The sequence below is a fragment of the Lachnoanaerobaculum sp. OBRC5-5 genome (assembly GCF_000296385.1).
Taxonomy (GTDB): Bacteria; Bacillota; Clostridia; order Lachnospirales; family Lachnospiraceae; genus Lachnoanaerobaculum.
On record NZ_JH815185.1, the window covers coordinates 187526 to 211707 of the forward strand.

Below are 24182 nucleotides of genomic sequence, written 5' to 3' on the forward strand. Positions count from 1 at the left end.
AAAAAGTCCCGAGATGTATTATAATACCGAAATAATAGTCATATGTCTAAAAATATACATAAGTATAAAGAATAGGAGAGAGAAAGATGTTTGAAAAGATTGCTTCATTTATAGTGAATAAAAGAAAAGCTTTTCTGGTATTTTTTATTCTTGCCGCAGTATTCGGAGTATTCAGTTCATCATGGGTAAAGGTAAGTGATAAATTATCAGACTATTTACCGCAAACCTCCGAAACTAAGCAGGGACTTGATATTATGGACGAGAGCTTTACAACTTTCGGAACGGCAAAAGTTATGATTTACAATGTTGATTACGAAAAAGCTCTTGAAGTATCAAAAGAAATTGCGGATATTAAGGGAGTTTCAAAAGTAGATTTTTATGATAAGTCCGATAAGGATTATGAAAATAAGAATATCGAAGATTATTATAAGAATTTTTCAGCCCTTTATACCATCAGCTTTGATGATGTTGAAAGCTCAAAATTGGTTCAGGACGCAATAGTTAAGGTCAGAGACTCGGTCTCACCCTATGACAATGTTGTATATACAACTATTGATAAGGATGATGCCAAAGATTTGAACAAGGATATGAAGGTTATATTTGTCCTTGTAATAATCATAATAATTGCAGTGTTATTGTTCACCTCACAAACATATATGGAAATATTGATTTTCATGCTTACATTCGGAATAGCGATAGTACTGAATATAGGTACAAATTTTATATTCGGAAGAATCTCGTTTGTAACAAAGGCTGTAGGTGTAGTATTGCAGCTGGCACTTGCTATTGACTATGCAATAATACTTTTCCACAGATTTATGGAGGAAAGAAGGGAGTATAAGCCTAAGCATGCTCTTATAAAAGCACTTGCAAAGGCTATACCAGAGATATCATCAAGCTCTCTGACCACTATGGCAGGTATGGTGGCACTCATGACAATGCAGTTTCAGATAGGTATGGACCTTGGAAGAGTTTTGCTTAAGTCAATTATATTCAGTATGCTTGCGGTATTTGCATTTATGCCTGCACTTATAATGATGTTTGAAAAACAGATTGAAAAATCAATGCATAAAAATTTTGTACCGAATATAGAAGTATTTGGAAGCGGAATTTTAAAGTTGAAAAGAATTATACTTCCTTTATTTATAGTTATTACAGTAGGTGGAGCTATACTTTCAAGCAAAACCGGATATATATTTGATGTAAATTCCATAGAGTCTGATAAGAAGACGGAATATCTTGAGGCGAAGGAAAAGATAGAGGAGCAGTTTGGAAGAAGCAATATAATGGCGATAGTTATTCCGAAAGAGGACTATTTGCGAGAGGCCGCACTGCTTAAAGAGGTTTCAAATATTCAGGGAGTAAAGAGTGTCACAGGACTTGCGAATATTGAAGTAGGTAATAACGGCGAATATGTACTTACAGACAGTTTAAATCCGAGGGAGCTGGCGGAGATTGCAGATGTTGATGTGGATCTTGTAAAGGCCGCATACAGATTCTATGCATTAAAGAATGAGCAGTATGGTGCGTTTATGAAGAGCATTGACAGCTATAAAATACCTGTAATAAATATGGTGGACTTTTTATATAACCAAATTGAAGAGGGCGGTCTTGATATAGATGAGGATACTATCAGCGATATAGAAGATATACATAAGAGTATAACAGATGCAAGAAAACAGCTGGAAAGTGAAAAGTATTCAAGAATTTTACTTATATGGGATAAGCCTCTTGAAGGTGAAGATACCTTTAGCAATATAGATAATGTGCGAGAAATAGCAAAAAAATATTATGATGAAGCATATGTTGTCGGCGACAGTTCAAGTGATTATGATATCAGCAAATCATTTGGAGGTGACAATTTAAGGATCAGTATTGTAACGGCACTTTTGGTTGGTGTTATATTACTTTTTACATTCCAAAATGCGGCATTGCCTTTTATATTGGTACTTACCATACAGGGAAGTATATGGATAAACTTCAGTTTGCCATATATTACAGGAGAAAATATGTTCTTCTTAAGTTATTTGATAGTAAGTTCAATACAGATGGGAGCGACAATTGATTATGCAATTGTTATCACAAGCAGATATCTGGCTCTGAGAGAAGAGATTTCGGACAGAAAGAATGTAATATCAAGAACTTTAAATGAAGCCTTCCCTACGATAGTTACATCGGGAAGTATTATGGCGGCTTCAGGATTTGTAATAGGAAATATCACATCAAATCCGACCATTGCATCTCTCGGAAAAACTCTTGGAAAGGGAGTTGTTATTTCAATGATAATGGTAATGGTGGTGTTGCCGATATTGCTTTATACTTTTGATTTCATTATTGACAAGACATCGTTTTCAAGAAAAATAAATGAGGAGGAGAATAAGAGAGAAGATGAAGAAGAAAACAGCATTATTACTGAGTCTTAGTTTAATATTCGGAAATGTTTTACCGGTATATGCGACTGCAAATGTCGATATCAACTCTGTGCAAAATACACAGGATATTATAAATATAAGCAGCGCCGATGAACTCATAAGTCTTTCAAAGGGTTCTACAGTTGAGAATTTCACATTAAATAAGACCTATGTTTTAACAAATGATATTGACTTGTCAGATAAGGACTTTAAGCCTGTTTCAATATTCTCCGGAACTCTTGACGGCAGCGGATATACAATAAAGGGACTTAATGTAAGCGAAAAAAGTACCGGTGCAGGTCTTATAAGTGTACTCGGTACAAAGGGAAGCATTAAGAATCTTAATGTAGAAGGAAATATAAGCCCTGACGGAGGTAAGACGGTTGTAGGAGGAGTTGTAGGAACCAATAAAGGCGTTATAGAGAATGTGAGTTTTGCCGGATATGTAACAGCTTATAAAAGAGTAGGAGGTATAGCCGGTGTAAATGATGAAAGCGGATTTATAATCAACTCAAAAAATCATGCTGCCATAACAGGCACAAAAATAGTCGGAGGTATCTGCGGATATAATAAGGGAAGTATCGTAGGCTCACAAAACCTTGGAAGAATTGCAGGTGATAATGAAAGTGTACTTCCTGATGATGATAAAATGAAAAGTATACCAAGTATTTCCGTTTCAAATGCCGTTACAGATGATGTTAAACAGGAGATGACAGGCGGAATTGCAGGAGTATCAAGCGGAATTATAAGAGATTGTACAAACAGTGAAAAGGTAGGATACTCTCATATAGGATATAAAGTAGGAGGTATAGTAGGCTTACAGACAGGTGCTGTAAATAATTGTATAAATGAAGCTTCCGTCTACGGCAGAAAGGATATTGGAGGTATAGCCGGATTATTAAAGCCTTATATAGAGATTTCATATGAAGGTGATACTATAGACAGCCTTGAAAGACAGACGGAAACACTGTCAAAGCTATTGGATGCTTTTGAGGCCGAGGTGGATAGGAATGCAACTATATTGGAGAATAATGTAGACGGCATTGATTCTAAAAAAAATGAGCTTGAAGACAGCATAAAAGAAAGAAAAAATTTCCACAGTGAAGAGGCGGATAAATTTGATGCCGGGTTGAAAGAAAAAAATAATGATATAAAGAGTATAACCGGTAATATAAACTCCGATATTTCAGATATAGGAGATAATGTTGGAGATTTAAGGCATGGAGAGAGCTATAAGGATATCATCAATGACAGAAATACCAAACTTCAAAATCTTATTGCAGCTATAAAAAATATCAATGAGATATCTAAAAGAATGAAAAGTGATATTGAAGATAAAAAAGAAAGTGCCGACAATATTGCAGACGACTTTCAGGCAATTACTCATGAGATTGACGATTTGTACTCAAAATCAAATGAGTTACTTGACTATCTGGATGATGAGAAAAGTGACTTAAGACAGAATCTTGATAATTCCTATGACACTGTAAGCACAAAAAAAGATGAGCTTGAAGCTGAGATAAATAAAGCAAGGCAAGACTTAAGAAGCAGTAGACAGGATATAAAGGGCAGTGTTGACGGAGTAAGGAATGAAATTGACAATATAAGAGGAACTATTCAAAACGGAGGGGACAGACTAAAAGAAAAGATAGATGACGGAAAAATTTATTTTGACGTATCTGTGAATCCGCCTAAGGAATATGTATACGGCAGACTGGAAAACTCTGCAAACAGGGCAATTATAAACGGTGATATAAATACAGCAGGGATTGTAGGTAGGGTCGGTATAGATCCGGAGGACAGCATTATCACGGAAACAGACATTAAAGATGATGTTGATAAAAGAGGAGAGACATCTCTTAATTTTTCAAATAATGTATATGCTCTGATACAGTCAAATACAAATGAAGGTGAAATAAATGTAAAAAATGACTACGCAGGAGGCATAGTGGCAAAAGCCGATTATGGGGCAGTCATTGCAAACAAAAACTTTGCCGATGTCAGTTCACAAAACGGATCTTATATAGGAGGAATTGCAGGTTACAGCAAAAACCTTATTAAAGATTCTTATATGCTTGGAGATGTAAAAGGAACCGATTATATAGGAGGAATTGCAGGAATTGCAAAAGATTTGATTGGAAATACCGCCATGAGTACTGTAGTCAGCAGTAATTCCGGAAGATTCGGAAGTATTGCAGGAGATGTTTTAAAAGACTCCTATGTAAGTGCAAACAGATATGTTGATGAAGGCGTCGGAGCGATAAATGATATAACTCTAAACTCCGAAGCAGGTATTGTCTCATATGAGGAACTTTTACAGGATAATAATACTCCTGAAGGATTTAAAACGCTAAGAGTAAATTACTTTGTGGGAGATGATATTATAAAGACTGTAAATGTAGCCTATAATTCATATGTCAGCGGTGTCGATATTCCGAAGGCTCCGGAGGTTGAAGGGTATAATACATACTGGGAGAATAAGGAATTAAACAATATAAAGAGAAATATAAATATACATTTGGTTGAGGAAAGATGGAATAAAAATATTTCGGCAAATACAAATGTAAACGGTAAGCCTGTTTTACTTGCAAGTGCATTATTCTATGAAGGGACAAGTATTCAAGTGGAAGAGACCGGTATACCTGAAACAGATAAAGATGTGATTAAGGCATATAAATACAGCATAATACCTGGAGGAAAATATATTAATGAGGGCATTGAGCTTAGAGTTTTAAATGAGGACGGTAAGGCAAATGCTGTAGGAATAAAGACTGAAAACGGTATTATAAAAGCAGATACAACCAAAGTCGGGTCTTATCTGAGCTTTAAAGTAGACAGTCCACAGGGAGAAATTGTTCTGATCAGGACTGAGAGTATAAATAAATATATTATTATACTTTCATTTATAGGGGCTGTCGCCGTAATAATTTCAGGATATCTTTATTATAAGAAGAAAAAGAAATAAATAGATTAAATACAATCGAGCTGTACAAAGTTTTGTACAGCTCATTTTGATAATTTACCTGTATTGAAAAAGACTGTGAAGTTTTAGTATAATAGAAGAAAACTATGATAACAGATAGGAAGTAATATGAAAAAGAGAGTTGTTATTTTTGGAGATTCAAATACCTGGGGATATGATGCTGCTACAGGGGGCAGATTTAACGAAGAAATCAGATGGCCTATGGTAGCTGCAAATCTTCTTGGCAATGAATATAGAATATTGGAAGAGGGGCTTTGCGGAAGAACCACCTGTCTTGACGATCCTTTCAATGAGGGACTGTCAGGACTTACATATCTTTTGCCATGCTTACAGACTCATTCACCTGTTGATATGCTTGTTATTATGCTTGGAACAAATGACTGCAAGCAAAGATTTTCTTTGACTGCCGCAAATATTGCTCTCGGAATGAGAAGACTTGTAAAGAAGGCTCTTGAGGCGGAAGTTTGGAGGGATAAGCCGAATATACTTGTAATTGCACCGGGACCGATATTAAAGGAGTGTGAACTTTCAGATGTAGGCAAAAATATGGGTATATGCTCCGATAAATCCTATGAAATTGCAAAAGAGTATGAAATTATAGCAAAGGAACTTGGAGTGGGATTTTTTGATTCGGCTTCATGTGTCACTATGAATGATATCGACTTTATGCATTTAACTGCAGACTCACATAAATCACTTGCAAAGAAGGTAAGCGAAAATATAAAGAATACTTTGGAAAGTAAAGAATTGAAGGCATAGTATGACTTTAACCCAATTAAAATATGCTATAGAAGTGGCAAATGCCGGCTCAATAAATAAGGCCGCAGGAAATCTGTTTATTACACAGCCAAGCCTTTCATCGGCAATTGCAGAGTTGGAATCTGAAATAGGAATAAAACTTTTTTCAAGGAATAACAGAGGCATATTTCTTACACCGGAAGGCAGTGAATTTGTAGGATATGCAAGGCAGGTAGTTGAGCAGTTTGATTTGATAGAGGCAAAATATATTTCAAGTCCGAAGCTAAAAAAGAAATTCAGTGTATCAATGCAGCACTATACTTTTGCAGTAAGTGCTTTTGTAAATCTGGTAAAGCAATTCGGTATGGATGAATATGAATTTGCGGTACATGAGACAAAGACATTTGATGTTATCAATGATGTAAAGACATTTAAAAGTGAGATAGGAATACTTTATTTGAATGATTTTAATAAAAATATTCTGACAAAACTTTTTAATGAATCAAATCTTGTCTTTGCTCCGCTTATGGAGTGCAGTATTTATGTTTATTTGTACAGAAATCATCCTTTGGCAAATAAGAGTAAGATAAAAATGGAAGAACTTATGGATTATCCATGCCTTTCTTTTGAACAGGGAGAGTACAACTCTTTTTATTTTGCTGAAGAGGTACTTTCAACCTATGAATACCATAAACTTATAAAGGCAAATGACAGAGCGACCTTGCTTAATCTCATGGTAGGCTTAAACGGATATACACTTTGCTCAGGTATAATATGTGAAGAGTTAAACGGTGACGAGTACATGGCCGTAAAGCTTGATTCTGATGAGAAGATGACTATAGGCTATATTATGAGAAAAGATATAGCAATAAGTGAACTTGGTAAAAAGTATTTGGAAGAGGTATCCAAGTTTAAAGATAAGATATTGGAATAGGAGATACAATGAAATTAGGTGTAATAGGTTTCGGAAACATGGGCTCAGCCATTGCCAAAGGTTTTGTTTCAAAAAAGGCGATGGACATAAAAGATATAGGTGCTTTTGATACATATAAAAAGACAATGGAAAAAGCAAAAGAAGACGGTTTTAATATATACAATGACGAGTTGGATCTTGTAAAAAATTCGGATGCAATACTTGTAGCTGTAAAGCCGATACATGCAAAAGAGCTTTTTGAAAAAATTGCAAAAAATCTGAAAGATAAATTGATTATATCAATAGTGGCAGGACTTGAGAGTGCAACTATAAAGTCGTGGATTGGAAGTGATAAAAGAATACTTAGAATAATGCCGAATACTCCGGCCATAGTTGGAGAAGGAGTATTTGCTCTTGACAGTGACAGCAATGCACTTGATGAGGAAAAGAAAACTGTTGAAGAAATGTTTTCGGCAATAGGACTTGTGGAATGGGTGGAAGAGAGACTTTTCCCGGTAGTTACAGGTCTTTCAGGCGGAGGCCCGGCATATGTTGCAATGTTTATAGAGGCATTGGCCGATGCAGGTGTACTTCATGGTTTAAAAAGAGATGTGGCAATAAAGATGGCCGCAAAAACGGTACTTGGAAGTGCGACACAATTGCTTGAGACAGGCATCCATCCGGCGGTACTAAAGGATATGGTTTGCTCACCTGCAGGCACTACAATAGAAGGTGTAAAAGCACTTGAAGATTACAGCTTCAGAGCAGGAGTGATAGAAGCGATAAGTGCAGCCACATTAAAATCGAAGAAATAAAAAAAGCCGGCTGCATAATGCAGCCTGACTTTTTTACTCGATTTATTCTTATATCAGTTGCCCTTTGTAGCAGCTTCTGCAGCAGATGAAGCAATATTTGCAGCATCATTAGCAAGGCTTGAAGCCATCTCATTTGCAGCGTCATTAATGCTTGAAACATCAACACCTGCAGACTCCAAAGCTGAAGCAGCCTCTGACAAACCTGACTCTAAAGCTGAAGAAGCCTCGCTGTTTGCAGACTCGATAGCTGAAGAAGCATCAGCCTTACCTGCCTCAACACCTGAAGAAGCCTCTGAAGCTGCTGATTCCATAGCTGAAGAAACTTCGCTTGCAGCTGACTCTACAGCAGATGAAGCATCAGCCTTTTGTGAGCTTGAACCGCAAGCAGTGAAAGCAAGCATAGCTATTGCAGCGATTGAAAATAATTTTAATTTTAACATTTTAAATACCTCCCAAAACAGACTGAGCAATCAGTCTTAAGTTTAACAAGAAACGATTTTATACCTATTTATCAAAAATGTCAAACAAAATAGCATTTTATATCTAAAAAAAAGAAAAATAGTTTCGAAAGATTGAATTAAAATTCTTAAATGAAACATTTACGACTCATTATGTCGGTACGTGGAGTAATAAAGAAAAGATATGGTAGCGAATAAAAGCCATGTTTTCGGATAGGAGAATAATGATCAGATTTGAGATAATAGATGAGAATACAAAAAACTTGGAAGAAATAAAACAACTTTACTTTGATGCCTTCCCTTTTGAAGAGAGAATACCTTTTTATATCATGGTGTTGGTCGGCAATGACAGAGGTGTGGAGTTTTTGTCAATTTATGATGATGATATATGGCTCGGGTTTATACATACATTGGTGGGGGATGAGCTTTCATATATTTTCTATTTTGCTATTGAGAATTCATTGAGGCAGAGCGGATACGGAAGTAAAATATTGCGTGAGTACAAGAAGATGCATCCGAGGCTTTCGCTGGCGATAGAACCGGTTGAAGAAGAAAGCGATAATTTTAAACAGAGAAAGAAAAGACTGGATTTTTACAGAAAAAACGGTTTTGAAACACTTGACACAAGAGTTGTGGAAATGGGTGTTGAGTTTGAACTTATGGGTGCCAAGGGAATGAAAATAAAGGAGAGAGATTACAGAAAACTTGTAAAAAAGTTCTTTGATTCTTTTGAGCAAAAAAAAGTGCTGTCTGTAAAAGAGATGAGAGATGCCGACAGCTATACAATTGCAAATTTTGTAGACAGCAAAGAACTTATGTACAGAGCAGGTGAAGCCATATTTTATGTAGGTGACTGGAATATAGGTGATAAGGTACTTGTAGTTGCCGGAAGCGGAAATAATGCAGGTGACGGATATGTGGTTGCGGATTTGTTGAATACGGAAGAAATAGATGTGGAGATACTCTTGATAAAGGATAAGTTCTCGGAGGACGGGCAGTATTATTTCAATATTTGTAAGCAAAACGGTATAAAGTACACTGTTTTGGATGAAGGTATGGACTATGCCGCTTTGCTTGAAAAATTTAATTCATATGATTATATTCTTGACTGTATATACGGTACAGGTTTTAGCGGTGAGGTAAAAGAACCGGTATATTCCCTTATAAAAGCTATAAATGATTCAAATGCAAGTGTGGTAAGTGCCGATATAAACTCCGGAATGAACGGTGATACGGGGGAGGCGGATATATGTGTGAACTCGGATATTACGGTAAGTATAGGCTTTTTAAAGAAAGGTCTTATTACGAATGAAGCTTCAAAACATATAGGTGAACTTGTAAATATGGATATAGGTATAGTAATAGAAGATAAATAATGCAAAATATTGCAAATGATTTCCATATTATGTATACTTAAGAGTAGACTTTATGGAAGTGGAGAATTGAAGTGGCAGGTCGAAAACAAACAACTAAAAAAACAGGTAAAACAAGTAGCCGCAGCAGGGCTAAGAAAAAAATAGATAATAATGAGCAGTTGGATTTCCTTAATTCGGAAATTCTGATGATTGCACTTGTTTGTATATCATTGGTACTTTTTTTAAGTCATTTCGGGCTTATGGGAGTAGTGGGGAAATATCTTAGAATATTTCAGTTAGGAGTATTCGGCATACTGGGATTTGCAGTGCCTATGTTTGTATTTGTAGGTGGAGCATTTTTACTGTCAAATATCGGATCAAGTCTTGCAAAAATTAAATTTGCGGGTGTTTTGATGGCCGTGCTTGCTGTTGATGCACTTATATCACTTTTCGGAATACCAAATCTTAAAGAATTCGGACTTATGAGATTTTACACTGAAGGATGGTATGGCGGATTTATAGGCGGAGGATTAGGACTTCTTATATCATCCGTACTTGGAAAAATCGGTGCTATTATCTTCTTTATTGCCGTACTTATAATATCAATTGTAATATTAACCGGAAAATCATTTGTTTCCATAGTAAAAACCGGGGGACAGATGACCATATCAAGAGCTAAGACAGATATGGCAAGAGTAATGGAGCAAAGAAAACAAAGAAAAGAACAGCAGACTGTTGAAGAATTCGAATATGAAGAAGATCCCGAGTATGAGGAGGAGTTTGAAGAACTGGACCTTGAAAATAAGAGCGAAGGATATATTGAAGAACTTTTAGGATATAATTACCGCCCGAATAGGGGAAATATTAATCTAGGTGCTATAGATTTTTCAAAGAAGAAAAAGAAGCATGTAGTGGATCTTCCAACTGCAAATGCAGATATGCATGAGCCGATAGGAGGGATCTTTGATGCTAAAAATGATGAAAACTTTGGAAAAAACGCTTCGGATGTAGGTGCTTCAAACGACATTGCAATTAACAGTAAATACGAGGCAAGTTATGAGCCGAGAAAATCAAATACACAGTCTTCAATTATTGTAAATAAAAGACCTGATACCTTCTATGGTAATATAAACAGAGGAAAAGAAGAGTTAAAGTTTGAAAATGATATTGATGAAGAGACATTGAGAAGAGCCAATGAGATACTGGCAAGAAAAGATGAAATAGATATCTATGAGCAGCCGGTGTCAACTATCAGAATCACAGATGACGATACACATGAAGACTTCAGATATATTGATGATGCAAACAGTTTATCCGGTGGAGACGGAAAAGCGGAAAACTCTGAAAGCAGTATTGAGTTTATAAAAGCTTATGACGATGTATATGATGAGCCTATAAGCGGATTACACAGCGATAATTCTTATAATGATACTTACACATATAACAAGGCAGGGCAAAATGAGCCTGTAAATAATGAATATGTAAAAAAGGAAGAGATTCGCACCGAGAATAGAAATGAAAACACTCTGGTAAGTAATGACGGTGAGAGAACCTTGGTAACTGCAGGTGGAAAAGTTATAGTTTCGGATACTTCAGCATTGCAAAAGAAGATGGAGGAGCAAAGAGCCAATTCACCACAGGGAAAGATAAGAAATGAAATTGCAAAGAAAGTTCAAAGACCTTATACATATCCGGGTACATTTTTGTTAAACAAGAATACTGAAGCGGGAGAGGCAATATCGGACAGCGAATACAGAAATACCGCAATCACATTGCAGGAGACATTGGCAAGCTTTGATGTAAATGTAACGGTGGAAGATATAAGTGTGGGACCGTCTGTAACACTTTATGAGTTAAAACCTGAACAGGGCGTAAAGGTATCTAAAGTACTCTCACTTGCAAATGATATTAAACTTGCATTGGCGGCAAGTGATATAAGAATTGAGGCACCTATACCGGGCAAATCCGCCATAGGTATAGAGGTACCGAATAAGCAAAAGCAGACGGTATTCTTAAGAGATCTTTTTGAGAGCAGAGCTTTTAAAAACGGAAATGAAAGTATCGGATTTGCGGTAGGTAAGGACATTTCGGGTAAAGTAATAGTTTCGGATATTGCAAAAATGCCTCATGTACTTATTGCAGGTGCTACGGGTTCCGGAAAATCGGTATGTATCAATACTTTGATAATGAGTATTATATACAAATATTCACCTGAAGATGTAAAACTTATCATGGTGGACCCTAAGGTTGTAGAGCTTTCGGTATACAACGGCATACCTCATCTTTTGATACCTGTTGTAACGGAGCCTAAGAAGGCGGCTTCGGCACTCAACTGGGCCGTTGCCGAGATGGGTGAGAGATATAAGAAGTTTGCGGCTACAGGTGTAAGGGATCTTACAGCATATAATAAGAGAATAGAAGAGGCGAGAAGAAGAGGCAATATTGAAGGCTTGCCTGAGAAATTGCCGAAGATAGTTATAATTATAGACGAGTTGGCAGATCTTATGATGGTTGCAAACAATGAGGTTGAAGATGCAATAGTAAGACTTGCACAGCTTGCAAGAGCATGCGGAATTCACCTTGTTATAGCTACACAAAGACCAAGCGTAAATGTCATTACAGGTATAATAAAGGCCAATATACCTTCAAGAATTGCCTTTGCTGTATCTTCAGGTACAGACTCCAGAACCATACTGGACAGTAACGGTGCCGAAAAGCTTCTTGGAAAGGGTGATATGCTGTTTGCACCATATGGTTCGTCAACACCTATGAGAATACAGGGTGCGTTTGTATCCGATGAAGAGGTGTCTGCAGTAGTTGATTTCCTTAAAAATCAAGGAATGCAGGCGGCATATGATGAGAATACAATCAAACAGATTGAAGAGACACAGAATGCATTAAGTGCCGGAAGTGATATTTCTGAAAGAGATGAGCTGTTTGAGGCTGCAGGAAGATATATAATAGAAAAGGACAAATCTTCTATAGGTAATCTTCAAAGAAACTTTAAAATAGGCTTTAACAGAGCCGCAAGAATAATGGATCAGCTTGCAAGTGCGGGGGTTGTAGGTGGTGAAGCCGGAACAAAGAAAAGAGAAATATTGATGAATATGGACGAGTTCTTGGATATTTTATAAATATCCGGGAACTTATCTTTAGGAGGATATATGCGTAGCGATATCGAGATTGCAAGAAGTATAGAAATGAAAAATATTGCCGAAGTGGCAAAAGAATACGGGATAGATGCTGATGACCTGGAGATGTACGGAAAGTACAAGGCAAAGCTTAGCGAAGAGTTTTTAAAAGCTCATGAAGATAAAAAAAGAGGTAAGCTTGTACTTGTAACGGCAATAAATCCTACTCCTGCAGGAGAGGGTAAGACTACAACACTTGTAGGTCTTGGACAGGCATTTAAAGAGATGGGAAAGAGTGCTGTAATAGCGCTTAGAGAGCCTTCTCTCGGACCATGTTTCGGTGTAAAAGGCGGAGCTGCCGGAGGCGGATATGCGCAGGTGGTACCTATGGATGAGTTAAATCTGCATTTTACAGGAGATTTTCATGCCATTACATCTGCAAACAATCTTCTGGCTGCTATGTTGGACAACCATATTCAGCAAGGAAATGCACTTGGAATAGATACAGGAGCAATCATTCATAAAAGATGCATAGATATGAATGACAGAGTACTTAGAAACATAGTAGTAGGTCTGGGAAATAAGACCGACGGAGTTGTAAGAGAAGATCATTTTGTAATATCGGTGGCATCAGAGATAATGGCAATTCTATGTCTGGCAAAGGATATGGCTGATTTGAAGGAAAGACTTTCAAATATTATAGTGGCATATAATTTTAAAGGAGAGCCTGTATTTGCCAAAGATTTAAAAGCTGTGGGAGCTATGGCGGCGCTTTTAAAAGATGCAATAAAGCCGAATATCGTACAGACTCTTAATCATTCACTTGCACTTGTTCACGGCGGACCTTTTGCAAATATAGCACATGGATGTAATTCACTTAGAGCTACAAAGATTGCAATGGGAATGGCCGATATAGCACTTACAGAGGCGGGATTCGGCGCGGACCTTGGAGCGGAGAAGTTCTTTGATATAAAATGCAGAAAGGCGGGAATTGCCCCCGATTGTGTGGTAATAGTAGCTACTGTAAGAGCGCTTAAATATAACGGCGGAGTGGCAAAGGAAGATTTATCAAATGAAAATCTTGAAGCCTTAAAAAAAGGTATAGTAAATCTTGAAAAGCATATAGAAAATATAAAACTTTTCGGAGTTCCTGTAGTGGTTACTTTAAATAATTTTGTCAGTGATACAAAGGCTGAAGTAGACTTTATAAGAGATTTTTGTGAAAGCAGAAATTGCGAGTTTGCCGTTTCAAAGGTATGGGAAGACGGCGGAAAGGGCGGCGTAGAGTTGGCCCAAAAGATTCTTTATACACTTGAAAACAAAAAGAGCGAGTTTACTTTGCTTTACCCTGATGATATGAGTCTTGAAGATAAGCTTTACACTATTGCAACAAAAATATACGGAGCAAAGAATGTAGTGTATTCACCTGCGGCAAAGAAGGCTCTTGATAGGGCAAAAGCACTTGGCTTTAATAAATTGCCGATATGTGTGGCAAAGAATCAGTATTCACTTTCAGATGATCCGAAGAAACTTGGAAGACCTGAGGACTTTGAGATAAATGTAAGGGAAGTATATGTGAATGCCGGAGCAGGTTTTGTGGTTGCAATAACAGGAAATATTATGACCATGCCGGGACTTCCGAAGGTCCCTGCTGCAGAAGCGGTAGATGTGGATGATAACGGAAATATAGTAGGATTGTTCTAAAAGACCTTAAAGTAAACATCTGTAAAAGGGAGAAAAGATGAAACTGATTGAAAATGCCAAGGGACTTGATATGGAGATAATATCGGGAGAATTACATGACGATTTTTCCGATTTGGTATTTAATACAAAGAAAATAGTAAAGGATTGTATCTTTGTATGTATAAAGGGTGCGAGATTTGATACTCATGATGTAATCGATGAGATAGTTAAGCAAGGTACAAAGGCGATAGTGGTGGAAAGAGATATAAAAAGAGATGATGTATGTGTTATAAAGGTAGCAGATACCAGAGTGGCACTTGCAAGACTTTCTGCTGCATTTTTCTCACATCCGGCTGAAAAAATGAAGATTATAGGTATTACCGGTACAAAAGGAAAGACAACTTCATCTCATATGTTAAAAAACCTTCTTGAGCAAAATGCCAAGGTAGGACTTATAGGTACAAACGGAATTACCATAGGAGATATACACAGACCTACATTGAATACCACGCCTGAGTCATATGAGCTGCATAAGACATTTAAAGAGTGTCTGGACGCAGGCTGTGAATATGTGGTTATGGAAGTTTCTTCACAGGCGGTAAAGATGAAGAGAACGGAAGGTATCCGCTTTGACACCGGAATATTTACAAATATTTCACATGATCATATAGGGCCTGATGAACATAAAGATTTTGATGAGTATCTGATGTATAAATCACTTTTCTTTACACAATGTGATAAAACAATTGTAAATATAGAAGACGAACATTCGGATTTTGTTTTAAAACAGTCCACATCAGCCGAAAAGTATACATTCGGAAAAGGCGGAGATTTTGAAGCAAAAAATATTGAATATATATCAAACAAGGATTTCTTAGGCACAAAGATAGCTATAAGCTGTTCAAATAACGTCAGAGAAAAATATAATGTAGCTGAAACAGTTTCAGATATTTACATCGGAATTCCGGGAGAATTTAATGTATATAATGCAATATCTGCGCTTGCTGCAGCCATTATACTTGGAGTAAAAGCTGATGATTTAAAGACGGCACTAAAGAATACAAGAGTGAACGGAAGAATGGAAGTGGCATATACTTCACATGAATTCAATGTTGTAATTGACTATGCACATAATGCAATCAGTACCGAAAGCCTTATACATACTTTGAGACATTATAATCCTAAGAGACTTGTAATAGTATTCGGTTCCGGAGGAAACAGATCAAAGGACAGAAGATATTCAATGGGAGAAATCTGCGGAAAACTGGCCGATTTTTCAATAGTGACTGCCGATAATTCCAGATATGAAAAAACAGAGGATATAATCGCAGATATAATATCAAAACTTAAGCCTACAGGCGGTGATTATATTACAATTCCCGACAGAAGAGAGGCAATTTATTATTCTATAGAGAATGCAAAGCAGGGAGATCTTATCGCTATAATCGGAAAAGGACATGAGGACTATCAGGAAATAAACGGAGTCAGAACTCATTTCTTAGACAGAGAAGTGGTGGATGAGTGCTTGGAGAAGATAAAAAGATGAATGACACAACAATAAAGGAACTTGCATTTGCCACAGGCGGAGAAATTATCTCGGGAAATGAAAATGCTGTATTTTCAAATATAGTCATCGACTCCAGACAGGCTGATAAAGACAGTCTTTTTGTTCCGTTAGTCGGAGAGAAAAATGATGCCCATAAATTTTTGGAGTCTGTATACGACATGGGCTGCAGAGTGGCAATAAGTTCAAAAAAAGATATTTTTCTTAAAGACGATTTCAATATAGTACTTGTAAATGATACGACAGAGGCACTTCAAAAGCTTGGAAAGTATATCAGAAGCAAGCTTACATTGCCTTTGGTCGGAGTTACAGGAAGCGTAGGTAAGACTACAACAAGAGAAATGGTGGCACTTGCCCTTTCTGATTTGAAAGTCTTTAAGACACCTAATAACTTCAATTCACAGGTGGGTGTACCGATTACCTTAAGCAGAATAAATGACGAAGAGATAGGCGTAATAGAGCTTGGAATGAGTCAGTTCGGCGAGATGGAAAGAATTGCAAAAATAGTAAACTGTGACTGCGCTCTTGTCACCAATATAGGTACGGCACATATTGAAAATTTGCATACAAGAGAAAATATAAGAGCCGAGAAGTTCCATATTATGGACGGGATGAAGAACGGCAGTGTGGTATTTTTAAATGCCGATAATGATATGCTTTTTGATCCGCCTAAAGAAAAGGGTATAGAATATAAGTATTTCAGTGCAAAGGGAAATACATTATGTGATTACTATGCGACCGATATAGTGTTTAATAATGCAATGCCTGAGTTCACAGCTCATATTGGAGAAAAGAAGGTAAGAGTGCATTTGAATGTTTTCGGTGAGCATCAGATTTCAAATGCTTTGGCGGCAATTGCAGTAGCTAATCACTACAATCTTTCGGTAGAATCTGCGGCAAAACATTTGGAGGAGTTTAGGGGATTTTCTCACAGACAGGAGCTGATAAAATTAAAAGAGCTGACTGTTATAGATGACACCTATAATGCCTCACCTGATTCCATGAAAGCCTCTATTTCAATACTTAAAGATTTTAATGCACAAAGAAAAATTGCAATATTGGCGGATATGAAGGAACTGGGTACAGATGAGAGAATACTTCACAGAGAAATCGGTGATTTTATCAATGAGAATGTGAAGCTTGATGCTGTATTTACTGTTGGAGAATTGGCAAAGGAAATTATAAAAGATATCAATAAAGATATTTATACAAAGAGCTTTGAAGACAACGAGAGTTTGGAGAGATTTATTTCCGGATATCTCGATGCAGGAGATGTATGTCTTTTAAAGGGCTCAAACAGTATGAGACTTTTTGATGTCGTAGATAAAATAAAAAATTATGAAAGATTTATTCGCTGATATAATAATAGCAAATACAAATGTGGACAGACCATTTACATATATTATCCCTGAAAACTTGAGGGATAATATAATTCCGGGCTGTCCTGTTTTGATTGAATTCGGAAAAACAGTAAAAAAAGGCTATGTAATTGATATAAGAGAGAGTACAAATGTAGATACTTCAAAATTAAAATCCATACTTTCAATACCTGAAAGAGAACTTAGTACTGATGAAAATCTCTTAAGCCTTGCCATATGGATAAAACACAGATATGGTGTTAGCTTTGACAAGGCAATAGCAACGGTAATGCCTGTAAAGTCGGAGGCGGAGGAAAGAGTCAGTAATGAGATTTTCTTAAATATTGATGCAGAGGGTCTTGATATAAAAATAGAAGAACTTATAAATTCAAGAAAAACTGCACAGGCAAGAGTTTTAAAAGAGCTGAAATCAAAAATGAGCCTGCCGCAAAGCTTTATAAATAAAGAACTTAAAGTAAACTCAACCACATTAAAGAGAATGGAGGAGGAAGGCTATATTGTAATAGGCTCCAAGAAAAGAAAGGCAAATCCCTTGTTGCCAATACTTCGTTCTCTGGGAATAGAGGACTTTAATGAAGTAATAAAGCCAAAGGAGTATACTTTAAATGTCGAGCAGGAAGATGCTGTAAATACTTTTAAATCAGACTTTGAAATTTGCAGCAGGAATACCTATCTTTTACACGGTATTACCGGTAGCGGAAAGACTTTGGTTTTTATAAATATGATAAAGTATGTAATATCAAAAGGATATAAGGCAATAGTGCTTATACCGGAGATATCATTAACATATCAGACAGTGCTTAGGATGGCGGAGCATTTCGGCGACAGAGTTGCAATCATAAATTCAAAACTTTCAAAGAATGAAAAATTCTATCAGTTTGAAAGAATAAAAAACGATGATGCGGATGTAATAATAGGACCAAGGTCTGCAATATTTGCACCGGTAAAAAATCTGGGGCTTATAGTAATAGATGAGGAGCATGATTCGGCCTATAAAAATGAGAATGTACCTACATTCAATGTAAGAGATGTGGCACAAAAGCTTTCGGAAATCACCGATGCATCCCTGGTTTTGGCATCGGCGACTCCAACACCGGAGACATATAACAGGGCAATGGAAAAAGAGATAAAGCTTTTGGAATTAAAAACGAGAGCTAAGAATACATCTTTGCCGAAAGTAAGTATAGTTGATATGAGGGATGAGCTGAAGCGAGGCAACAGAAGTATTTTCAGTGAAAAACTTAGAACTCTTATAGAGGACAGGTTAAAAAAGCATGAGCAGATTATGCTGTTTATGAACAGAAGAGGTTATTCAAGCTTTGTATCATGCAGATCTTGCGGTGAAGCTATAAAATGTAAGCACTGTGATGTTACCATGACATTACACAATAATAACAAACTTGTATGTCATTACTGCGGATATTCAATAGACCTGCCAAAAACCTGTCCAAGCTGCGGTTCAAAGTATATTGCAAATTTCGGTACCGGAACACAGAAGCTTGAAGCGATGACAAGGGCGGAATTCCCGAATGCAAAGGTACTCAGAATGGATACCGACAGTGTTTCAAAAAAGAACAGCGCCAATGATATGATAAGAGATTTTGCAAACGGTGATGCGGATATTTTGATAGGCACTCAGATGATAGTAAAAGGTCATGACTTTTCAAATGTAACCTTGGTCGGAATAATGGCCGCGGATACCTCGCTGTATGTAAGTAATTATACAAGTGCACAAAGGACATTTGAACTTTTGACACAGGCTGCAGGCAGAGCGGGAAGAGCAAAGGACGGAGAGGCCGTTATACAGACTTACAAGCCTGAAAACTATGCAATTGTGGCGGCAGCGGCACAGGATTATAAAAGATATTTTGACAATGAGATAGCTTACAGAAGCCTTGGAGGATACCCGCCCGCCTGTCATATGCTTACGGTAATGTTTAGCAGTATCAAGGAAGAAGAGTTAAATAAATGTGCAAGTGAGACTGTAAAAGTTATAAAGTCGGAAGCCGCATTTAAAAAATCAATGATAATAGGACCTACAGATTCAAGCGTAAGCAAGGTCAAGGACTATTACAGAAAACTGGTATACATAAAAAATGCTAATTATGATATACTTTTAGATATACAAAAAAAGATAGAAGAAAGTCTTGGCACTTACAGAAATGTCGGTGCGATATATGACTTTAATTAAGGAGATAGATAATGGCAATAAGAGCAATACGAGTAATGGGCGACAGCGTGTTAAACAAAAAATGTAAAGAAGTAAAAGAAGTAAATGACAGAACGAAAGTTTTGATAGATGATATGATAGACACTATGAGAGAGGCTAACGGTGTAGGCCTTGCGGCACCTCAGATAGGAGTTTTAAAGCGTATAGTCGTAATAGAGACAGAGCCTGAAAATGTACATGTACTTATAAATCCCGTTATACTTGAACAGGACGGTGAGCAGGTAGGATATGAGGGCTGTCTTAGTGTTCCGGGAAAGAGCGGAGTGGTTAAAAGACCCAACCATGTTGTGGTAAAAGCATTCGATATAGATATGAATGAATATACTCTTGAAGGAGAAGGATTACTTGCAAGAGCTATATGTCATGAATGCGGACATCTCGAGGGTGAGTTGTATGTGGACCTTGTAGAAGGCGAACTTATAGACAATGAAGAGCTTGAAAGAATGTACGAAGATGAGGAAGATGAAGAATGAAAATAGTTTTTATGGGAACGCCGGACTTTTCGGTTGAACCGCTTAAAGCACTTGTAAAGGCAGGACATGAGGTAAGCCTTGTGCTTACAAGAGAAGATAAGAAAAGAAACAGAGGAGAATTAAGTCCTACGCCTGTAAAGGAACTGGCATTAAGTCTTAATATTCCGGTGCTTACACCTTCAAAGATGAAGGAAGAAGCACTTATTGACAGACTTAAGTCTGAGAATGCCGATTTTTTTGTGGTGGTGGCGTATGGAAAGATTTTACCGAAGGCTGTTCTTGATATACCGAAATTCGGATGTATAAATATTCATGCCTCACTCTTGCCTGAATACAGAGGCGCCGCTCCTATACAGTGGTCAATTGTAGACGGAAAAGAAAAAACAGGTATTACAACCATGTTGATGGATGAAGGTCTGGATACAGGTGATATTTTAAAACAGTATGAAATTAATATAGACAAAAAGGAGACCGGAGGTTCACTGTTTGACAAACTGGCGGTACTTGGCGGCGAGGCTATAGTGGATACTATAGCAAATTTTGACAGCATTGTGCCTACACCTCAAGGAGAGGCGACTACCGAATATGCAAAGATGATCTCAAAGAACATGGGTGAGATAGACTTTAATAAAAGTGCAGTTGAGATAGAGAGATTGATAAGAGGAATGAATCCGTGGCCAAGTGCATATACAAGGTATCAGGGCAAGGTGCTTAAGATATGGGAAGCCGAGGTGGCAGAGAATATATCTGAATTACCAAATATAAACTTAAGTGAAAATTACGGCAAAATATATAGCTTTAACAGCAGGATTTTTATAATATGTAATCAAAGTATCCTGGAAGTTTTATCTTTGCAGCTTGAAGGTAAAAAAAGGATGTCTGCAAAGGACTTCCTGATGGGAAGAGAAATAGAACAGGGATATAAGCTGGGATAACAGACCTGATATAAGAGGAGGAGCTTATGTATTACGGATTTGATATAACCTATATTTTTGTGATTATAGGTATGCTGATAACACTTATTGCCTCATGGAGAATGAAGGCAACATTTGCAAAATATGAAAGAGTGGCATCACAGTCAAGACTTACAGGAAGAGAAGTTGCCGAGAGAATCTTAAGAGCAAACGGAATATACGATGTTTCCGTAAGACCGGTTTCAGGCAGACTTACAGATCACTATGATCCGAGAGATAAGACTGTAAGTTTAAGCGAAGCGATTTACGGATCGACATCCGTAGCGGCAATTGCAGTTGCGGCACATGAATGCGGACATGCAATACAGGATAATGTCGGATATGTACCTTTAAACTTAAGAAGTGCATTTGTACCCGTGGCAAACTTTGGAAGCAGACTTTCATGGCCTCTTATATGTATAGGCTTTATACTTGGATATGGAAATATATCAAATATACTTATTCAGATAGGTATAGCGATGTTTTTGCTTGCAGTAATCTTCCAGATTATTACTTTGCCTGTAGAGTTTGATGCTTCAAGAAGGGCTTTAATAGAGCTTGAAAACAACGAAATTCTGCTTGATAAGGAAGATAAGAGTGCAAGAAAGGTGCTTTTTGCGGCGGCTATGACATATGTTGCGGCAGCGGCTGCAGGAGTATTGCAAATGCTTAGACTTATGCTTTTATTCAGCGGTAGAAGCAGAAGAAGGAACTGATAATGGAAAAAACAAATATAAGGGCTTTAGCTTTGGAAGCTCTGTTATTGATAGATGTAGAAAAAGAGTACAGTCATAAGGTGATTGATATGGCTCTTGAAAAATATTCATACTTATCAAAGGCTGACAGAGGATTTTTTTCAAAAGTGGTCCATGGAGTGGTTGAGTACAGACTGCAGCTGGATGATATTATAAAAAAATACAACAACGGAAAGCGTGTAAAACCTGTAATCAGAGAGATACTGAGAATGTCTGTATATCAAATGCTTTATATGGACAGAGTTCCTGACAGAGCGGTAATAAATGAGGCGGTCAATCTTGTCAAGATTAAAAGACTGCAGGGACTTACAGGCTTTGTAAACGGAATACTCAGAAAAATAAGCAGTGAAAAAGAAGAACTGAAATTTGACGATTTAAGTATCAGGTACTCAATGCCCGAACTCATTTTAAATATAGTAAGAGATAATACCGGTAAGTATTTCAATGAAACTTTGGAATACTTTCTTAAGAACGGGCATTTGTCGGTAAGAGTAAATACTTCAAAATCAAGTGTTGAAGATGTAATAAAAGAGCTGGAAGCTAAGAATATTAAGACCAAAAGATCCGGGCTTAATCCGGATATATTATATATTACAGGATTTGACAGAGTGGATGATATTGAGGCTATAAGGTCCGGAAAATGCTATATCACAGATACATCATCATCTATGATATCAAAGGTACTTGGAGCCCGAGATATTAAAAAATGCGTGGATGTATGTGCCGCACCGGGAGGAAAGTCATTTTTACTTGCAGATAAGCTTGATAAAAACTCAAAGATATATTCCTGTGATGTAAGTGAAAATAAAGTTGAATTGATAAGAGAAAATGCAAAAGTACAGGGATTTTCAAATATTATTCCGGTTGTTGCGGATGCAAGAATTTTTGATGAGAGATTTTGTGATGCCGATTTGATTTTGGCCGATTTACCATGCAGCGGAATAGGTATTATAGGAAAAAAGCCGGATATAAAGTATCGACTTGAAGAGGAAGACTTAAAATCACTTTCAAATTTACAAAAAGAGATACTTGATAATGTGTCCAGGTATGTTAAGAAAAACGGTGAGTTGATTTTTTCCACCTGTACACTGAATAAAGCGGAAAATGAAGACAATATGCTTTTGTTTCTGAAAAATCACACAGATTTTAAAGCTGTGGATCTTACTGAGAGAATGGACAAAGAAACGATAAAAATGCTTGAAGAGAGCGAACTGAAAAACGGGTATATGAAACTGATACCCGGAAGAGACAACTGCGACGGATTTTTTATTGCAGTATTTAGGAGAGATAATGACTGATATTAAGTCAATGGATTTAGATGAATTAAAGACATTTGTAAAGGAGATGAATGAGCCTGAGTTTAGGGCAAAGCAATTGTTTGAGTGGATGCGTAAATCACTTATATCCTCCTTTGATGAATGTACAAACCTGTCAAAGGCATTCAGAGAAAAGCTGAAGGAAAGTACAAGCCTGACAAATCTTAAGGCTGTAGAGGTATTTAAGTCAAAGCTTGACGGTACACAAAAATATCTTTTTGCACTTGAGGATGGAAATATCATAGAGAGTGTAAGAATGAAATATGAGCATGGAAACTCGGTATGTATATCATCTCAGGTGGGGTGCAGAATGGGATGTAAGTTTTGTGCTTCCACTCTTGACGGACTTGTACGAAATCTTTCGGCTTCGGAAATGCTTGATCAGATATACAGTATACAAAAACTTCTCGGAGAGAGAATATCAAATATTGTTGTAATGGGTTCGGGAGAGCCTATGGACAATTATGATAATATAGTGAAATTTGTAAAAATTATAAGCAGTGAAATGGGGCTTAATATAAGCCAGAGAAATATTACCGTATCAACTTGCGGTATTGTACCGAAAATAAGGGCTTTGGCAGATGAAGGTCTGAGTATTACTTTGGCGCTTTCCCTACATGCACCGAATGATGAAATAAGGAAGACTATAATGCCTGTTGCAAATAAATATGCATTAAAGGATGTTATTTCAGCCTGTGATTATTATTTTAAAAAGACCGGAAGAAGAGTATCATATGAGTATTCACTTGTGGCAGGTGTAAATGATAATATAAAAGAGGCGATGAATCTTGTAAAACTTGTAAACGGAAGAAATATTCACATCAATCTGATTCCGGTAAATCCTATAAAAGAGAGAGATTTTAAACAGTCCGACAAGCTTAAGATAAAAGCTTTTAGGGATTTCTTGGAGAAACATAGGGTAAATGCAACAGTTAGAAGAGAGATGGGTAGAGATATAGACGGTGCCTGTGGACAATTAAGAAGGAGATTTATTCAATCAGAAACGAATTCTTAAAAATTGGAGG

The 24182-nt window shown here is 37.0% G+C and carries 17 protein-coding genes; 16 read left to right on the forward strand and 1 reads right to left on the reverse strand.

Annotated elements, in window-relative coordinates:
* Positions 1–86: 86 nt before the first annotated feature.
* The 5 genes from HMPREF1135_RS00910 (at position 87) to proC (ending at position 7860) form a co-directional block, all read left to right on the forward strand.
* Positions 87–2423 carry an efflux RND transporter permease subunit gene (locus HMPREF1135_RS00910; RefSeq protein WP_007590973.1) on the forward strand — a complete coding sequence of 779 codons (2337 nt, stop codon included), beginning with the start codon at positions 87–89 and terminating at the stop codon, positions 2421–2423.
* Positions 2389–5376, forward strand: coding sequence for a hypothetical protein (locus tag HMPREF1135_RS00915; protein WP_007590974.1), 2988 nt, complete (start codon positions 2389–2391; stop codon positions 5374–5376). The genes HMPREF1135_RS00910 and HMPREF1135_RS00915 overlap by 35 nt, the downstream gene beginning before the upstream one ends.
* Before the next feature lie 126 nt (positions 5377–5502).
* Positions 5503–6153 carry an SGNH/GDSL hydrolase family protein gene (locus tag HMPREF1135_RS00920; protein WP_007590975.1) on the forward strand — a complete coding sequence of 217 codons (651 nt, stop codon included), beginning with the start codon at positions 5503–5505 and terminating at the stop codon, positions 6151–6153.
* Between the two features lies 1 nt (position 6154).
* Positions 6155–7066 (forward strand): LysR family transcriptional regulator, encoded by a 912-nt coding sequence (locus HMPREF1135_RS00925; RefSeq protein ID WP_007590976.1) that lies wholly within the window; start codon positions 6155–6157, stop codon positions 7064–7066.
* Between the two features lie 8 nt (positions 7067–7074).
* Positions 7075–7860: a pyrroline-5-carboxylate reductase gene (gene proC, locus HMPREF1135_RS00930; RefSeq protein ID WP_007590977.1), complete on the forward strand. Its 786-nt coding sequence runs from the start codon at positions 7075–7077 to the stop codon at positions 7858–7860.
* Between the two features lie 53 nt (positions 7861–7913).
* On the opposite strand, the gene HMPREF1135_RS00935 is transcribed toward proC, so the two are convergent.
* On the reverse strand, positions 7914–8300 hold the full coding sequence (locus HMPREF1135_RS00935) for a hypothetical protein (protein WP_007590978.1): 387 nt from the start codon (positions 8298–8300) through the stop codon (positions 7914–7916).
* Between the two features lie 242 nt (positions 8301–8542).
* On the opposite strand from HMPREF1135_RS00935, the gene HMPREF1135_RS00940 reads away from it, so the two are divergent.
* The 11 genes from HMPREF1135_RS00940 (at position 8543) to rlmN (ending at position 24172) form a co-directional block, all read left to right on the forward strand.
* Complete coding sequence (locus tag HMPREF1135_RS00940) at positions 8543–9694, forward strand: NAD(P)H-hydrate epimerase (protein ID WP_007590979.1); 1152 nt, start codon at positions 8543–8545, stop codon at positions 9692–9694.
* A gap of 71 nt (positions 9695–9765) precedes the next feature.
* Entirely contained in the window at positions 9766–12807 is a 3042-nt protein-coding gene (locus HMPREF1135_RS00945) for a DNA translocase FtsK 4TM domain-containing protein (RefSeq protein ID WP_007590980.1), read from the forward strand.
* 30 nt (positions 12808–12837) lie between these two features.
* Positions 12838–14508 carry a formate--tetrahydrofolate ligase gene (locus HMPREF1135_RS00950; RefSeq protein ID WP_007590981.1) on the forward strand — a complete coding sequence of 557 codons (1671 nt, stop codon included), beginning with the start codon at positions 12838–12840 and terminating at the stop codon, positions 14506–14508.
* A 37-nt stretch (positions 14509–14545) separates the two neighbouring features.
* A complete protein-coding gene (locus tag HMPREF1135_RS00955; protein ID WP_007590984.1) occupies positions 14546–16033 on the forward strand; it encodes a UDP-N-acetylmuramoyl-L-alanyl-D-glutamate--2,6-diaminopimelate ligase in 1488 nt (495 codons plus the stop codon).
* Positions 16030–17409, forward strand: coding sequence for a UDP-N-acetylmuramoyl-tripeptide--D-alanyl-D-alanine ligase (locus HMPREF1135_RS00960; RefSeq protein WP_007590985.1), 1380 nt, complete (start codon positions 16030–16032; stop codon positions 17407–17409). Before HMPREF1135_RS00955 ends, HMPREF1135_RS00960 begins: the two co-directional genes overlap by 4 nt.
* Positions 17390–19621, forward strand: coding sequence for a replication restart helicase PriA (gene priA / locus HMPREF1135_RS00965; protein ID WP_007590986.1), 2232 nt, complete (start codon positions 17390–17392; stop codon positions 19619–19621). The genes HMPREF1135_RS00960 and priA overlap by 20 nt, the downstream gene beginning before the upstream one ends.
* An 11-nt stretch (positions 19622–19632) precedes the next feature.
* Positions 19633–20133 (forward strand): peptide deformylase, encoded by a 501-nt coding sequence (gene def / locus HMPREF1135_RS00970; RefSeq protein ID WP_007590987.1) that lies wholly within the window; start codon positions 19633–19635, stop codon positions 20131–20133.
* Positions 20130–21068, forward strand: a complete 939-nt coding sequence (gene fmt / locus HMPREF1135_RS00975) for a methionyl-tRNA formyltransferase (protein ID WP_007590988.1) — start codon at positions 20130–20132, stop codon at positions 21066–21068. The genes def and fmt overlap by 4 nt, the downstream gene beginning before the upstream one ends.
* A gap of 26 nt (positions 21069–21094) precedes the next feature.
* The gene (locus tag HMPREF1135_RS00980) at positions 21095–21802 is read left to right on the forward strand and encodes a zinc metallopeptidase (RefSeq protein ID WP_007590995.1); all 708 of its coding nucleotides are present in this window, start codon (positions 21095–21097) and stop codon (positions 21800–21802) included.
* Positions 21803–21804: 2 nt separating this feature from the next.
* The gene (gene rsmB / locus HMPREF1135_RS00985) at positions 21805–23139 is read left to right on the forward strand and encodes a 16S rRNA (cytosine(967)-C(5))-methyltransferase RsmB (protein ID WP_007591002.1); all 1335 of its coding nucleotides are present in this window, start codon (positions 21805–21807) and stop codon (positions 23137–23139) included.
* Positions 23132–24172 carry a 23S rRNA (adenine(2503)-C(2))-methyltransferase RlmN gene (rlmN, locus tag HMPREF1135_RS00990; protein WP_007591004.1) on the forward strand — a complete coding sequence of 347 codons (1041 nt, stop codon included), beginning with the start codon at positions 23132–23134 and terminating at the stop codon, positions 24170–24172. The genes rsmB and rlmN overlap by 8 nt, the downstream gene beginning before the upstream one ends.
* Positions 24173–24182: the final 10 nt, after the last annotated feature.